The sequence below is a fragment of the Serratia sp. GW822-FHT06E05 genome (assembly GCF_058799445.1).
In genome coordinates, this window is the sequence record NZ_JBXALM010000017.1 from 12,116 (window position 1) to 25,727 (window position 13,612).

A 13,612-nucleotide genomic window follows, 5' to 3' on the forward strand; every position below is an offset into this window, starting at 1 on the left:
CTTACTTGGAGTAAAGCTCGACGATCAGGTGTTCGTTAATGTCCGCAGACAGATCGGTACGTTCAGGCATACGCTTGAACACGCCTTCCATCTTAGCAGCATCAACTTCAAGCCAAGTCGGCTTTTCACGCTGCTCAGCCAGCTCCAGAGAAGCTTTAACACGAGATTGCTTTTTAGCTTTCTCGCGGATGCTGACTACGTCATTCGGAGATACCTGATAAGAAGCGATGTTAACAACGCGACCATTTACCATAATTGCTTTGTGGCTAACCAACTGACGTGACTCTGCACGAGTAGCGCCGAAGCCCATACGGTAAACAACGTTGTCCAGACGACCTTCCAGCAGTTGCAACAGGTTTGCACCGGTGTTGCCCTTCAGGCGTGCTGCTTCTTTGTAATAGTTACGGAATTGACGCTCCAGAACACCGTACATACGGCGAACTTTTTGCTTCTCACGTAACTGTACACCATAGTCAGACAGACGCGGTTTACGCGCACCGTGTTGACCAGGCGGTTGCTCAATTTTACACTTGGTATCGATCGCGCGAACGCCAGACTTCAGGAACAAGTCTGTGCCCTCACGGCGGCTAAGCTTGAGCTTAGGACCCAAATATCTTGCCATTTTCTTTCTCCAACTAACCTAAAAGCAGCGTTATACGCGACGCTTTTTCGGCGGACGACAACCGTTGTGAGGGATAGGAGTCACATCAGTAATGTTAGTGATGCGGAAACCTGCGGCGTTCAGTGCACGAATAGTTGATTCGCGACCCGGACCCGGTCCCTTAACCATAACTTCCAGGTTCTTGATACCGTATTCTTTTACTGCGTCAGCACAACGCTCGGCTGCAACCTGAGCTGCAAACGGAGTTGACTTACGAGAACCACGGAAACCAGAACCACCGGCAGTTGCCCAACCCAATGCGTTACCCTGACGATCGGTAATAGTCACAATGGTGTTGTTGAAAGAAGCATGGACATGAGCCACGCCGTCAGAGACTTGCTTTCTTACACGCTTACGTGTACGAACAGGTGCCTTTGCCATTATTCAATCACCCTGATTATTTCTTGATCGGTTTACGCGGACCCTTACGGGTACGTGCGTTGGTCTTCGTACGCTGACCGCGAACTGGCAGACCACGACGATGACGCAAACCACGGTATGTACCAAGATCCATCAGACGCTTGATGCTCAGGGTAACTTCACGACGCAAATCACCTTCTACAGTGAATTTGGCGACTGCTTCACGCAGCTGTTCAATTTGCTCTTCAGACAGCTCACTGATCTTAACATGTTCAGCAATACCCGTAGCTGCACAGATAGACTGTGAGCGGGTTTTACCGATTCCGAAGATCGACGTTAAGGCGATTACGGTATGTTTATGATCAGGAATGTTAATGCCTGCTATACGGGCCACTATGCACTCCTACTATTTTATACGGCAACACCATTCTGAAAAGCCCGTTTTCAGGATACTCAAATAATGTTGCAGCTACATACAAAAGATTGGCTGGCTAATCTAGCCAGCTCAACCCAACTTTGCAAGAAAAATATGCGAGATAATCAGCCTTGACGCTGTTTATGCTTCGGCTCGGCGCTGCAAATCACACGAACGACACCGTTACGCTTAACGATTTTGCAGTTACGACATAATTTCTTGACGGAAGCACGAACTTTCATTTTTACTCTCCGTAACTTCTCAAACGCACCTGATTAGCGGTTATAGCCTTTCAGGTTTGCTTTCTTCAATGCAGACTCGTACTGACTTGACATCATCAGAGTTTGCACTTGAGCCATAAAGTCCATGATGACGACAACCACGATCAGTAGCGAGGTACCACCAAAGTAGAATGGTACTTTCATTGCATCACGCATGAACTCCGGGATCAGGCAGATGAAAGTAATGTACATCGCGCCCACCAGGGTTAAACGCGTCATTACTTTATCGATGTACTTCGCCGTTTGCTCTCCCGGACGAATTCCTGGTACGAAGGCACCGGACTTCTTCAGGTTATCTGCTGTCTCACGCGGGTTGAAAACCAACGCCGTGTAAAAGAAACAGAAGAAGATGATTGCAGACGCATAGAGTAACACATAAAGCGGTTGCCCTGGCTGCAAATACAGCGAAATCGTTGTCAGCCAGTTCCAACCGGTACCGCCCCCAAACCATGATGCAATCGTGGCCGGGAACAGAATAATGCTGGAAGCGAAGATTGCCGGGATTACCCCTGCCATATTCACTTTCAACGGTAAGTGTGTGCTCTGTGCTGCATAAACACGACGACCTTGTTGACGTTTCGCATAGTTAACGACGATACGACGTTGACCACGTTCTATGAAAACAACGAAGAAGGTTACTGCAAACACTAATACTGCAACCAACAGCAACAGGAGGAAGTGCAGGTCGCCTTGCCGGGCTTGCTCAATAGTATGGGCCACTGCCGGCGGAAGTCCCGCTACAATACCTGCGAAGATAATGATCGAAATACCGTTACCGATACCGCGCTCAGTAATCTGTTCGCCCAGCCACATCAGGAACATTGTCCCGGTAACCAGACTCACTACAGCAGTAAAGTAGAATGCAAAGCCTGGGTTTAACACCAGACCCTGCATACCAGGCATATTCGGCAGACCGGTAGCAATACCGATCGACTGGAATATGGCCAACACCAGCGTACCGTAGCGGGTGTACTGGCTAATCTTGCGACGGCCAGCCTCCCCTTCTTTCTTGATTTCTGCTAACGCTGGATGAACCACCGTTAACAGCTGGATAATGATCGATGCCGAAATATACGGCATGATCCCCAGAGCAAAGATAGAAGCACGGCTGAGGGCACCACCAGAGAACATGTTAAACATTTCAATGATAGTGCCTCTCTGCTGCTCAAGCAATTTGGCAAGCACAGTGGCATCGATACCAGGAATCGGAATAAAAGAGCCGATGCGGAAGACAATCAGCGCGCCGATGACAAACAAAAGTCTGCGCTTCAGCTCGCCGAGCCCGCCTTTAGCACTTTGAAAATCTAATCCTGGTTGCTTAGCCATCTGCTACTTATTCCTCAATTTTACCGCCAGCAGCTTCGATAGCAGCACGAGCGCCTTTGGTGACACGCAGACCACGCAGGGTAACCGGACGAGCGATTTCGCCAGAAAGCATAACTTTCGCGAATTCGATCTGGGTACCAACAACGTTAGCGGCTTTCAGCGTGTTCAGGTCGATTACGTCGCCTTCAACAAGAGCCAGTTCAGACAGACGAACTTCTGCCGTGATCATAGCTTTGCGCGAGGTGAAGCCGAATTTCGGCAAACGACGATATAAAGGCATCTGACCACCTTCAAAACCACGACGTACGCCACCGCCAGAACGTGAGTTCTGACCTTTGTGACCACGACCAGCGGTTTTACCCAGGCCAGAACCAATACCACGACCTACACGCTTCGGCGCATGCTTGGCACCTTCAGCCGGAGACAGAGTATTTAAACGCATCTGTTACTCCTCAACTTTAACCATGTAGGAAACCAGGTTGATCATACCGCGTACAGCAGGAGTATCCTCGCGCTCTACGGTGTGACCAATACGACGCAGACCCAGACCGAGCAGTGTAGCTTTATGCTTCGGCAGACGGCCAATGGAGCTGCGAACTTGTGTTACTTTGATAGTCTTAGCCATGGTCAATTACCCCAGAATGTCTGCAACGGATTTACCACGCTTGGCAGCGACCATTTCAGGGGACTTCATATTTGCCAAAGCATCAATAGTTGCACGAACCACGTTGATCGGGTTGGTGGAACCATAAGCTTTAGCCAATACGTTGTGCACCCCAGCGACTTCCAGGACGGCGCGCATTGCACCACCGGCAATAATACCGGTACCTTCGGAAGCCGGCTGCATGAACACACGGGAACCCGTATGAGCACCTTTAACAGGGTGCTGCAGGGTGCCGCTGTTCAGCGCGACATTCATCATGTTGCGACGGGCTTTTTCCATCGCTTTCTGGATCGCTGCCGGAACTTCGCGTGCTTTGCCGTAGCCAAAACCAACGCGACCGTTACCATCACCAACTACTGTCAGTGCGGTAAAGCTGAAAATACGGCCACCTTTTACGGTTTTAGATACGCGGTTTACCGCGATCAGCTTTTCCTGCAGTTCGCCAGCTTGTTTTTCGATGTGAGCCATCTTAAACCTCTTCCTTAGAACTGAAGGCCAGCTTCACGGGCAGCATCTGCCAGTGCCTGGACTCGACCATGATATTGGAAACCGGAACGGTCAAAGGAAACTTTAGAGATCCCTTTTTCCAACGCGCGCTCAGCCAGAGTTTTACCTACGGCAGCTGCTGCGTCTTTGTTACCGGAATACTTCAGTTGCTCAGTGATAGCTTTTTCTAAAGTAGAAGCGGCTACCAGTACTTCAGAACCATTTGGAGCAATTACCTGTGCGTAAATGTGACGCGGGGTACGATGTACCACCAGGCGGGTTGCACCCAGTTCTTTGAGCTTACGGCGTGCGCGGGTCGCACGACGGATACGAGCAGATTTCTTATCCATAGTGTTACCTTACTTCTTCTTAGCCTCTTTGGTACGCACGACTTCGTCGGCGTAACGGACACCCTTGCCTTTGTAAGGCTCAGGACGGCGGTAGGCACGCAGATCTGCAGCAACCTGGCCAATAACTTGTTTATCAGCGCCTTTCAGCACGATTTCAGTTTGGCTTGGGCATTCAGCAGTAATACCTGCTGGCAGCTGGTGATCGACTGGGTGAGAGAAGCCTAAGGCTAAATTCACCACGTTGCCTTTAACAGCAGCACGATAACCAACACCTACCAGTTGAAGCTTCTTGGTGAAGCCTTCGGTAACACCAACTACCATTGCGTTCAGCAGAGCGCGCGTAGTACCCGCTTGGGCCCAGGCGTTAGCAAAACCTTCGCGCGGAGCGAAAGTCAGTGCGTTAGCTTCTTGCTTCACTTCAACGGCGTCGTGGACAGTACGAGTCAGCTCGCCGTTCTTACCCTTAATCGAAATAACCTGACCGTTGAGTTTTACCTCTACGCCGGCAGGAATGACGACGGGTGCTTTTGCAACACGAGACATTCTTTCCTCCCGAATTAAGCTACGTAGCAGATAATCTCGCCACCAAGACCTGCTTGGCGAGCTGCACGATCGGTCATAACACCTTTAGAGGTAGAAACAACAGCGATACCCAAACCGGCCATAACTTTTGGCAGCTCATCTTTTTTCTTATAGATGCGCAGACCTGGACGGCTGATTCGCTGAATGCTTTCTACCACTGCCTTGCCCTGGAAGTACTTCAGTACCAGTTCCAGAACAGGCTTGGCGTCGCCTTCGATTTTGAAATCTTCAATAAAACCTTCTTCCTTCAGCAGGTTGGCAATTGCCACTTTCAGCTTGGAGGAAGGCATGGTGACCGCAACTTTGTTCGCGGCTTGACCGTTACGGATACGGGTCAGCATATCCGCGATCGGATCTTGCATGCTCATCTGTCTTTACTCCCGTGATTCAATTGGTAATTACCAGCTAGCCTTTTTCAAGCCAGGTACTTCACCGCGCATAGCGGCTTCACGTAACTTGATACGGCTCAACCCGAATTTGCCCACATAACCATGTGGACGGCCAGTTTGGCGGCAGCGCTTACGCTGACGAGACGGGCTGGAATCACGCGGCAGAGTTTGCAGCTTGAGAACAGCATCCCAACGTTCTTCGTCGGACGAGTTCACACCAGAAATGATAGCTTTCAGTTCCTCGCGTTTTGCGCGGTACTTTTCAGCCAGTTTCACGCGAACGACTTCGCGTGCTTTCATTGATTGCTTAGCCATCAGTAACCCTGCCTTACTTACGGAACGGGAAGTTAAAAGCAGCCAACAGCGCGCGGCCTTCATCATCAGATTTCGCAGTAGTGGTAATGGTAATATCCAAGCCACGAACGCGATCGACTTTGTCGTAGTCGATTTCTGGGAAGATGATTTGCTCACGCACACCCATGCTGTAGTTACCACGGCCATCGAATGACTTAGCGGACAAGCCACGGAAGTCACGGATACGTGGAACAGCAATGGAAATCAGACGCTCAAAGAACTCCCACATGCGCTCGCCACGCAGAGTTACTTTACAGCCGATCGGATAGCCCTGGCGGATTTTGAAGCCTGCAACAGATTTGCGGGCTTTGGTGATGAACGGTTTTTGACCGGAGATTGCTGCCAGATCAGCTGCTGCGTTATCCAGCAGTTTCTTGTCAGCGATCGCTTCACCAACACCCATATTCAGGGTGATCTTCTCGACCCGAGGGACTTGCATGACAGAAGCGTAGCTAAACTCAGTCATGAGTTTTTTAACTACTTCGTCTTTGTAGTAATCATGCAGTTTCGCCATCGTATTACTCCAAATTACTTGATAGTTTCGCTGTTAGACTTGAAGAAACGGACTTTTTTGCCGTCTTCGAATCTAAAGCCTACACGGTCAGCCTTACCGGTAGCCGTGTTGAAGAGAGCAATGTTAGAAACCTGAATTGCAGCTTCTTTTTCAACAATGCCACCTGGTTGGTTCAGGGCCGGAACCGGCTTCTGATGTTTCTTAACCAGGTTGATACCTTCAACAATGACCTTGCCAGCAGACAGGACATTTTTTACTTTACCGCGTTTACCTTTGTCTTTCCCGGTAAGCACGATAACTTCGTCATCACGACGGATTTTCGCTGCCATGGTTCGCTCCTTAGAGTACTTCTGGTGCCAGAGAGATAATTTTCATGAACTTCTCATTACGCAGTTCACGAGTTACCGGCCCAAAAATACGCGTACCGATAGGTTGCTCGCTGTTATTGTTCAAAATAACGCATGCATTACCATCGAAGCGAATGACAGAACCGTCCGGGCGACGTACACCCTTCTTGGTGCGCACCACTACCGCCTTCAGCACATCGCCTTTCTTCACCTTACCGCGAGGAATTGCTTCCTTGATGGTAATTTTGATGACGTCGCCGATGCCTGCGTAGCGACGGTGCGAGCCACCTAGAACCTTGATACACATTACGCGACGTGCACCGGAGTTGTCGGCCACGTTCAGCATAGTCTGTTCTTGGATCATGTTAGTGCTCCGCTAATGTCAACTACAACTTTAGGACCTATTACTAGGTCGTTGAAAAGCCCCATAACCGAGGGCGCAGCATTATAACACCGCTTCCAGAGTATGGGTAGAAAAAATAAACGGCTCATTTTCTGAGCCGTTTATTAAGTTAGAGCCAGCTACTCTATTACAGAATCGCTTTCTCTACAACGCGAACCAACGTCCAAGACTTAGTCTTAGACAGTGGACGGCATTCGCGGATTTCTACCACGTCACCGATACCACATTCGTTGTTCTCGTCATGTACGTGCAGCTTGGTCGTACGCTTGATGAATTTCCCGTAGATCGGGTGCTTCACCGTGCGCTCGATAGCAACAACCATGGATTTCTCCATTTTGTCACTAACAACACGACCCTGCAGAGTACGGATAATATCAGTCATTTACACACCCGCCTTTTCAGTCAGTAAAGTCTTAACGCGTGCGACATTACGACGCACTTGTTTCAACAGGTGAGTTTGTTGCAGCTGGCCACTTGCCGCCTGCATGCGCAAGTTAAATTGCTCACGCAGCAGGTTGAGCAGCTCAGTGTTCAGCTCTTCAACGCTTTTTTCACGCAGCTCTTGTGCTTTCATTACATCACCGTCTTAGTTACAAAGGTGGTTTTGATCGGCAATTTAGCTGCAGCCAGCTTGAATGCCTCACGGGCGACCTCTTCTGGTACACCGTCCATTTCGTACAGGACTTTCCCAGGTTGGATCAGGGCAACCCAATACTCCACGTTACCCTTACCTTTACCCATACGCACTTCGAGCGGCTTCTCGGTAATTGGTTTGTCCGGGAATACACGGATCCAAATTTTACCTTGACGCTTAACTGCACGAGTCATTGCACGACGAGCTGCTTCGATTTGACGAGCAGTCAGACGGCCACGGCCAACAGCTTTCAGACCGAAAGTGCCGAAGCTAACATCCGTACCCTGCGCCAGACCACGGTTGCGGCCTTTGTGCATCTTACGGAATTTTGTACGCTTTGGTTGTAACATCAGCGACTCTCCTTACTTGCGGCCTTTACGCTGCTGCTTTTTAGGTTGAGCAGCCGGTTCCGGTTGTTCAACTGCAGCCATACCACCCAGGATCTCACCTTTGAAGATCCATACCTTAACGCCGATTACACCATAAGTGGTGTGCGCTTCAGATGTGTTGTAATCGATATCCGCACGCAGTGTGTGCAACGGAACACGACCTTCACGGTACCATTCGGTACGCGCGATTTCAGCACCGCCAAGACGGCCGCTTACTTCAACTTTGATACCTTTAGCGCCAAGACGCATTGCGTTCTGTACAGCACGCTTCATAGCACGACGGAACATAACGCGACGTTCCAGCTGTGAAGTGATGCTGTCAGCAACCAATTTAGCGTCAAGTTCCGGTTTACGGACTTCGGCGATGTTAATTTGCGCAGGAACGCCAGCGATATCCGCTACGACCTTACGCAGTTTTTCGACATCTTCGCCTTTCTTGCCGATAACGATGCCTGGACGAGCAGTGTGAATAGTCACACGGATGCTCTTCGCAGGACGCTCGATAACGATGCGAGAAACGGAAGCTTTCGCCAGTTCCTTAATCAGGAATTGACGAACTTTAAAGTCGCTGTCCAGGTTGTCAGCGAATTCTTTGGTATTCGCATACCAAGTAGAGTTCCAAGGTTTGACAATACCCAGGCGAATACCATTAGGATGTACTTTCTGACCCATTGCTAGTCTCCAGAGTCTCAGCGATCGGACACAACCACAGTAATGTGGCTGGTGCGCTTCAGGATGCGATCTGCACGACCTTTTGCACGCGGCATAATGCGCTTCATGCTTGGGCCTTCGTCTACGAAGATTTTCGTGACTTTCAGATCATCGATGTCAGCGCCATCGTTGTGTTCTGCGTTAGCAATGGCAGACTCCAGCACTTTCTTAACCAGACCAGCAGCTTTCTTGTTGGTGTAGGTCAGAGTTTCCAGAGCTTGCGACACTTTCTTACCGCGGATCAGGTCTGCAACAAGGCGAACCTTCTGAGCAGAAGAACGAGCGTGGCGATGTTTAGCGATAGTTTCCATCTCTTCCTCCTACCTTAGCGCTTTTTAGCTTTTTTATCAGCCGCATGGCCGCGATAAGTACGAGTCGGCGCGAATTCACCCAGTTTGTGACCGACCATTTCATCGGAAACGAACACTGGTACGTGCTGACGACCATTATGGACAGCGATGGTCAAACCGATCATGTTAGGAAAGATCGTTGAACGACGGGACCAAGTGCGCAAAGGCTTCTTGTCACCGCTTTCCACCGCTTTCTCTACCTTCTTCAGCAAGTGCAGGTCAATAAAAGGACCTTTCTTGAGAGAACGTGGCATGGCTTATCCTCTAATTATTTTTTGCTACGGCGACGTACGATGAACTTATCAGTACGCTTGTTGCTACGGGTCTTCTTACCTTTGGTCTGAACGCCCCACGGGGTTACCGGGTGCTTACCAAAGTTACGACCTTCACCACCACCGTGCGGGTGATCTACCGGGTTCATCGCCGTACCGCGAACGGTAGGACGAACACCACGCCAACGTGCAGCACCTGCTTTACCCAGAACGCGAAGCATATGTTCAGCGTTACCGACTTCACCCAGGGTGGCGCGGCAATCAACTGGAACTTTACGCATTTCGCCTGAGCGCAGACGCAGAGTTACGTAGGAACCATCACGTGCAACGATCTGAACGTAGGCACCAGCAGAACGAGCCATCTGGCCGCCTTTACCTGGTTTCATTTCTACGTTGTGAACCGTTGAACCCACTGGGATGTTGCGCATTGGCAGGGTGTTACCTACCTTGATTGCAGCATCAACGCCAGATTGGATCTGGTCACCAGCTTTCAGGCCTTTCGGCGCCAGGATGTAACGGCGTTCGCCGTCTTTGTACAGAACCAGCGCGATGTTCGCGGAACGGTTCGGATCGTACTCCAGACGCTCAACCACTGCAGCCACACCGTCTTTGTTGCGTTTGAAGTCAACCAGACGATAATGTTGCTTGTGGCCACCACCGATATGACGGGTGGTGATACGGCCATTGTTGTTACGACCACCGCTTTTGCTCAGTTTCTCAAGCAGCGGGGCATAAGGTTTACCCTTGTGCAGCTCAGGGTTAACCACTTTAACAACGTGGCGACGACCCGGAGATGTAGGTTTACATTTAACAATTGCCATTGTTCTTACTCCTCCGACTTACTCTGCGCCGCCGATGAAGTCCAGGTTCTGGCCTTCTTTCAGGGTGACGTAAGCTTTTTTCCAGTCGCTACGACGACCAACACGCTGACCGTGACGTTTCACTTTCCCTTTAACTACCAGGGTATTCACGTCTTCGACTTCGACTTCAAACAGTTTCTGCACTGCAGCTTTGATTTCTGCTTTGGTCGCGTCTTTGGCAACTTTGAGTACGATGGTGTTGCTTTTTTCCATCGCAGCGGATGCTTTTTCAGATACGTGCGGTGCACGCAGCACTTTCAGCAAACGTTCTTCACGGATCATGCCAGCATCTCCTCAACTTGCTTCACAGCATCAGCAGTCATAACCACTTTGTCGAAGGCGATCAGGCTAACCGGGTCGATACCTGCTACATCGCGCACGTCAACCTTGTACAGGTTGCGAGCAGCCAGGAACAGATTCTCATCCAGTTCACCGGTCACGATCAGCACATCTTCCAGAGCCATATCTTTCAGTTTCTGTGCCAGCAGCTTAGTTTTAGGCGCTTCTACAGAGAACTTCTCGACAACGATCAGACGATCTTGACGTACCAGTTCGGACAGGATGCTTTTCAGCGCGCCGCGGTACATCTTTTTGTTTACTTTCTGACTGTGGTCCTGAGGCTTAGCAGCAAAGGTCACGCCACCTGAACGCCAGATCGGGCTCTTTACAGAACCTGAACGCGCACGGCCGGTACCTTTCTGGCGCCACGGTTTTTTACCGGAACCAGTCACTTCAGCGCGGGTCTTCTGAGCACGGGTACCTTGACGGGCACCTGCTGCATAAGCAACAACAACCTGGTGTACCAGCGCTTCGTTGAAATCACGACCGAAGGTAGTTTCGGAAACAGTCAGCGCGCTTTGCGCGTCTTTCAATACTAATTCCATTGCTATCCCCTTACGCCTTCACAGCTGGTTTAACGATCAGGTTGCCACCGGTTGCGCCCGGTACAGCACCCTTAACCAGCAGCAGGTTGCGCTCAGCGTCAACACGTACTACGTCCAGGCTTTGAACGGTTACACGCTCGTCACCCAGGTGGCCAGCCATTTTCTTGCCTTTGAACACTTTGCCCGGAGTCTGGTTCTGACCGATAGAACCCGGAACGCGGTGAGACAAGGAGTTACCGTGGGTAGCGTCTTGGGTACGGAAGTTCCAGCGCTTAACTGTGCCAGCAAAACCTTTACCTTTAGAAGTACCGGTAACATCGACTTTTTTAACTTCAGCGAAGATTTCTACGCTGATGTTTTGACCTGCAGTGAACTCTTCACCTTCTGCAAGGCGGAATTCCCACAGACCACGGCCAGCTTCAACGCCAGCTTTAGCGAAATGGCCCGCTTCCGGTTTGGTCACACGGTTAGCTTTTTTGCTACCAGTGGTAACCTGAACGGCACGGTACCCGTCGTTTTCCAGGTCTTTAACCTGAGTCACGCGGTTCGCTTCAATTTCAATCACGGTTACTGGGATAGAAACGCCATCTTCAGTGAAGATACGAGTCATGCCCACTTTTTTACCGACTAAACCAATCATTGTTTCAACCTCTCAATCGCTCAATGACCTGATTAACCCAGGCTGATCTGCACGTCTACACCGGCAGCCAGATCCAGACGCATCAGAGCATCAACGGTTTTCTCGGTTGGCTCAACGATGTCAACCAGACGCTTGTGAGTGCGAATCTCGTACTGATCACGCGCGTCTTTGTTAACGTGCGGAGAGATCAGAACGGTAAAGCGCTCTTTGCGAGTTGGCAGCGGGATCGGACCACGGACTTGCGCACCAGTGCGCTTTGCAGTCTCGACGATTTCCGCGGTTGATTGATCGATAAGACGATGATCAAACGCTTTCAGGCGGATACGGATTCTTTGGTTCTGCATGAGACCAGAGCTCCAATTATTTATAAACGTAAATAATTACTCCTCACACCCATTTCGATTGATGGGGGAGTGTAATCGTCAACATATAACCCCCATATCGGGAGTATTGTTCGAAGAGCAGAAAGTCCTGCCTATCGACTGATTCGCTAAAATCAGGCTTACCAAGATTAGGTAAGCCCGCGCATTATACGCAAAACAGAGCGAGAAGCAAGGCACAGATGGAAATATGCTCAGGATATCGGCATTTTTTACCGGCGGGTAACTAACGGGTGAAAACCGAGGGGGAAATTCGTCGGGATTAGGGTAAAGCTTTGTCGCTGCTCCCCTGCCCTGCCGGAGAAACTCATGCTGGCAGGAGAACATCGTTGTAAAAGGTATTTATTGCCTACAACTGAGCTTGGGCATAGTTCTGGATACCCAGACGCGCTATCAAATCCAGTTCAGTTTCCAGCCAGTCGATATGTTCTTCTTCATCGGCCAGAATTTCTATCATCAGGTCACGGCTGACATAGTCATGGATAGAATCAGCATAGGCGATGCCTTCACGCAGATTCTTGGCGCCATCCAATTCCAGGGCCAGGTCCGAACGCAACATTTCTTCGATATCTTCGCCAATGTTCAGCTTGCCGAGATCCTGCAAATTCGGAAGGCCTTCCAGAAACAGGATACGCTCGATATAACGATCGGCATGCTTCATTTCGTCGATCGACTCGTGGTATTCCTTTTCATTGAGGCGTGTTAGCCCCCAGTTCTTGAACATTCGGGCGTGCAGGAAATATTGATTGATGGCAACCAGCTCGTTACCGAGCAGTTTGTTGAGATGAGCAATGATCTTTTTATCGCCTTTCATAGGTAAATCCTCCTGGCCAGTTCTAAAAGTGTAGAAGCTGTAAGCCAAGAGTCAAAAAATAACCTTACCTTTAGTTAGGCAACTTCGTGCATTGGGATAATGGTTCCGCTTTCCTCCACCATAATCTGTCTTGCCTGACGAATGCACTTTCCGCAATCGGTACCAATCGGCACAAGTTCACGCAGTTGTTTCATGGTATGCGGGTTGTGCTGACGCACGGCTTTACGGATCGCTTTGTCAGTCACGGCATTACACAGACATACGTACATAAGAGACTCACTTCTTAACCAATTCTGTAAGTCTAAATAGGAATGCTTTTTATTTCAATTAAGATTTGACCAAATTGCATAAAAAAAGGGCACCGAAGTGCCCTCTTTTGTGTCGAAAAATTATTCGCGATTAAGCGATAACTTTAGCAACAACACCAGCGCCAACAGTACGGCCGCCTTCACGGATTGCGAAACGCAGACCGTCGTCCATCGCGATTGGGTGGATCAGGGTAACAACCATGTTCACGTTGTCACCTGGCATTACCATTTCAACGCC

Annotated in this window: 29 protein-coding genes; all 29 read right to left on the reverse strand. The window is 49.9% G+C overall.

Annotation, left to right across the window (positions count from 1 at the left end; translation table 11 throughout):
• Position 1 precedes the first annotated feature (1 nt).
• The gene (gene rpsD, locus AC1RKC_RS23900) at positions 2-622 is read right to left on the reverse strand and encodes a 30S ribosomal protein S4 (protein WP_004951125.1); all 621 of its coding nucleotides are present in this window, start codon (positions 620-622) and stop codon (positions 2-4) included.
• 30 nt (positions 623-652) lie between these two features.
• A complete protein-coding gene (rpsK, locus tag AC1RKC_RS23905) occupies positions 653-1,042 on the reverse strand; it encodes a 30S ribosomal protein S11 (RefSeq protein WP_004951128.1) in 390 nt (129 codons plus the stop codon).
• A 16-nt stretch (positions 1,043-1,058) separates the two neighbouring features.
• Entirely contained in the window at positions 1,059-1,415 is a 357-nt protein-coding gene (gene rpsM, locus AC1RKC_RS23910; RefSeq protein WP_020837231.1) for a 30S ribosomal protein S13, read from the reverse strand.
• A 146-nt stretch (positions 1,416-1,561) separates the two neighbouring features.
• A complete protein-coding gene (rpmJ, locus tag AC1RKC_RS23915) occupies positions 1,562-1,678 on the reverse strand; it encodes a 50S ribosomal protein L36 (protein ID WP_002227352.1) in 117 nt (38 codons plus the stop codon).
• A gap of 33 nt (positions 1,679-1,711) precedes the next feature.
• Complete coding sequence (gene secY / locus AC1RKC_RS23920) at positions 1,712-3,043, reverse strand: preprotein translocase subunit SecY (RefSeq protein WP_004929740.1); 1,332 nt, start codon at positions 3,041-3,043, stop codon at positions 1,712-1,714.
• Positions 3,044-3,050: 7 nt separating this feature from the next.
• The gene (rplO, locus tag AC1RKC_RS23925) at positions 3,051-3,485 is read right to left on the reverse strand and encodes a 50S ribosomal protein L15 (RefSeq protein WP_020837232.1); all 435 of its coding nucleotides are present in this window, start codon (positions 3,483-3,485) and stop codon (positions 3,051-3,053) included.
• A gap of 3 nt (positions 3,486-3,488) precedes the next feature.
• Positions 3,489-3,668, reverse strand: a complete 180-nt coding sequence (gene rpmD, locus AC1RKC_RS23930) for a 50S ribosomal protein L30 (protein WP_004956161.1) — start codon at positions 3,666-3,668, stop codon at positions 3,489-3,491.
• 6 nt (positions 3,669-3,674) lie between these two features.
• Complete coding sequence (gene rpsE / locus AC1RKC_RS23935) at positions 3,675-4,175, reverse strand: 30S ribosomal protein S5 (RefSeq protein ID WP_004956164.1); 501 nt, start codon at positions 4,173-4,175, stop codon at positions 3,675-3,677.
• Between the two features lie 14 nt (positions 4,176-4,189).
• Entirely contained in the window at positions 4,190-4,543 is a 354-nt protein-coding gene (rplR, locus tag AC1RKC_RS23940) for a 50S ribosomal protein L18 (RefSeq protein ID WP_020837234.1), read from the reverse strand.
• Between the two features lie 9 nt (positions 4,544-4,552).
• Entirely contained in the window at positions 4,553-5,086 is a 534-nt protein-coding gene (gene rplF / locus AC1RKC_RS23945; protein WP_020837235.1) for a 50S ribosomal protein L6, read from the reverse strand.
• Positions 5,087-5,100: 14 nt separating this feature from the next.
• Positions 5,101-5,493 carry a 30S ribosomal protein S8 gene (gene rpsH, locus AC1RKC_RS23950; RefSeq protein ID WP_020837236.1) on the reverse strand — a complete coding sequence of 131 codons (393 nt, stop codon included), beginning with the start codon at positions 5,491-5,493 and terminating at the stop codon, positions 5,101-5,103.
• 30 nt (positions 5,494-5,523) lie between these two features.
• Positions 5,524-5,829 (reverse strand): 30S ribosomal protein S14, encoded by a 306-nt coding sequence (gene rpsN / locus AC1RKC_RS23955; RefSeq protein ID WP_041415050.1) that lies wholly within the window; start codon positions 5,827-5,829, stop codon positions 5,524-5,526.
• 13 nt (positions 5,830-5,842) lie between these two features.
• Positions 5,843-6,382: a 50S ribosomal protein L5 gene (gene rplE / locus AC1RKC_RS23960; protein ID WP_020837238.1), complete on the reverse strand. Its 540-nt coding sequence runs from the start codon at positions 6,380-6,382 to the stop codon at positions 5,843-5,845.
• A gap of 14 nt (positions 6,383-6,396) precedes the next feature.
• Positions 6,397-6,711 (reverse strand): 50S ribosomal protein L24, encoded by a 315-nt coding sequence (rplX, locus tag AC1RKC_RS23965; protein ID WP_020837239.1) that lies wholly within the window; start codon positions 6,709-6,711, stop codon positions 6,397-6,399.
• A gap of 10 nt (positions 6,712-6,721) precedes the next feature.
• Positions 6,722-7,093: a 50S ribosomal protein L14 gene (gene rplN, locus AC1RKC_RS23970; RefSeq protein WP_020837240.1), complete on the reverse strand. Its 372-nt coding sequence runs from the start codon at positions 7,091-7,093 to the stop codon at positions 6,722-6,724.
• A 166-nt stretch (positions 7,094-7,259) separates the two neighbouring features.
• The gene (gene rpsQ, locus AC1RKC_RS23975; RefSeq protein WP_020837241.1) at positions 7,260-7,514 is read right to left on the reverse strand and encodes a 30S ribosomal protein S17; all 255 of its coding nucleotides are present in this window, start codon (positions 7,512-7,514) and stop codon (positions 7,260-7,262) included.
• Positions 7,515-7,706, reverse strand: a complete 192-nt coding sequence (gene rpmC, locus AC1RKC_RS23980) for a 50S ribosomal protein L29 (RefSeq protein ID WP_004951169.1) — start codon at positions 7,704-7,706, stop codon at positions 7,515-7,517.
• Positions 7,706-8,116 carry a 50S ribosomal protein L16 gene (gene rplP / locus AC1RKC_RS23985; protein WP_004951171.1) on the reverse strand — a complete coding sequence of 137 codons (411 nt, stop codon included), beginning with the start codon at positions 8,114-8,116 and terminating at the stop codon, positions 7,706-7,708. The genes rpmC and rplP overlap by 1 nt, the downstream gene beginning before the upstream one ends.
• A 12-nt stretch (positions 8,117-8,128) precedes the next feature.
• Positions 8,129-8,827 carry a 30S ribosomal protein S3 gene (gene rpsC / locus AC1RKC_RS23990; protein ID WP_004951172.1) on the reverse strand — a complete coding sequence of 233 codons (699 nt, stop codon included), beginning with the start codon at positions 8,825-8,827 and terminating at the stop codon, positions 8,129-8,131.
• 17 nt (positions 8,828-8,844) lie between these two features.
• The gene (rplV, locus tag AC1RKC_RS23995) at positions 8,845-9,177 is read right to left on the reverse strand and encodes a 50S ribosomal protein L22 (RefSeq protein WP_002223844.1); all 333 of its coding nucleotides are present in this window, start codon (positions 9,175-9,177) and stop codon (positions 8,845-8,847) included.
• A 14-nt stretch (positions 9,178-9,191) separates the two neighbouring features.
• Entirely contained in the window at positions 9,192-9,470 is a 279-nt protein-coding gene (gene rpsS, locus AC1RKC_RS24000; RefSeq protein ID WP_004929772.1) for a 30S ribosomal protein S19, read from the reverse strand.
• Between the two features lie 14 nt (positions 9,471-9,484).
• Entirely contained in the window at positions 9,485-10,309 is an 825-nt protein-coding gene (gene rplB / locus AC1RKC_RS24005; protein ID WP_020837243.1) for a 50S ribosomal protein L2, read from the reverse strand.
• Between the two features lie 18 nt (positions 10,310-10,327).
• On the reverse strand, positions 10,328-10,630 hold the full coding sequence (gene rplW / locus AC1RKC_RS24010) for a 50S ribosomal protein L23 (RefSeq protein WP_004951179.1): 303 nt from the start codon (positions 10,628-10,630) through the stop codon (positions 10,328-10,330).
• On the reverse strand, positions 10,627-11,232 hold the full coding sequence (gene rplD, locus AC1RKC_RS24015) for a 50S ribosomal protein L4 (protein WP_004929779.1): 606 nt from the start codon (positions 11,230-11,232) through the stop codon (positions 10,627-10,629). Before rplD ends, rplW begins: the two co-directional genes overlap by 4 nt.
• Before the next feature lie 10 nt (positions 11,233-11,242).
• Positions 11,243-11,872, reverse strand: a complete 630-nt coding sequence (gene rplC / locus AC1RKC_RS24020) for a 50S ribosomal protein L3 (RefSeq protein ID WP_020837245.1) — start codon at positions 11,870-11,872, stop codon at positions 11,243-11,245.
• Between the two features lie 32 nt (positions 11,873-11,904).
• Positions 11,905-12,216 carry a 30S ribosomal protein S10 gene (rpsJ, locus tag AC1RKC_RS24025; RefSeq protein WP_001181005.1) on the reverse strand — a complete coding sequence of 104 codons (312 nt, stop codon included), beginning with the start codon at positions 12,214-12,216 and terminating at the stop codon, positions 11,905-11,907.
• A 385-nt stretch (positions 12,217-12,601) separates the two neighbouring features.
• Complete coding sequence (gene bfr, locus AC1RKC_RS24030) at positions 12,602-13,066, reverse strand: bacterioferritin (RefSeq protein ID WP_044554945.1); 465 nt, start codon at positions 13,064-13,066, stop codon at positions 12,602-12,604.
• 74 nt (positions 13,067-13,140) lie between these two features.
• Positions 13,141-13,335 (reverse strand): bacterioferritin-associated ferredoxin, encoded by a 195-nt coding sequence (bfd, locus tag AC1RKC_RS24035; RefSeq protein WP_013814795.1) that lies wholly within the window; start codon positions 13,333-13,335, stop codon positions 13,141-13,143.
• A gap of 130 nt (positions 13,336-13,465) precedes the next feature.
• On the reverse strand, positions 13,466-13,612 hold a 147-nt coding region (locus AC1RKC_RS24040), incomplete at its 5' end, for an EF-Tu C-terminal domain-related protein (protein ID WP_457774977.1).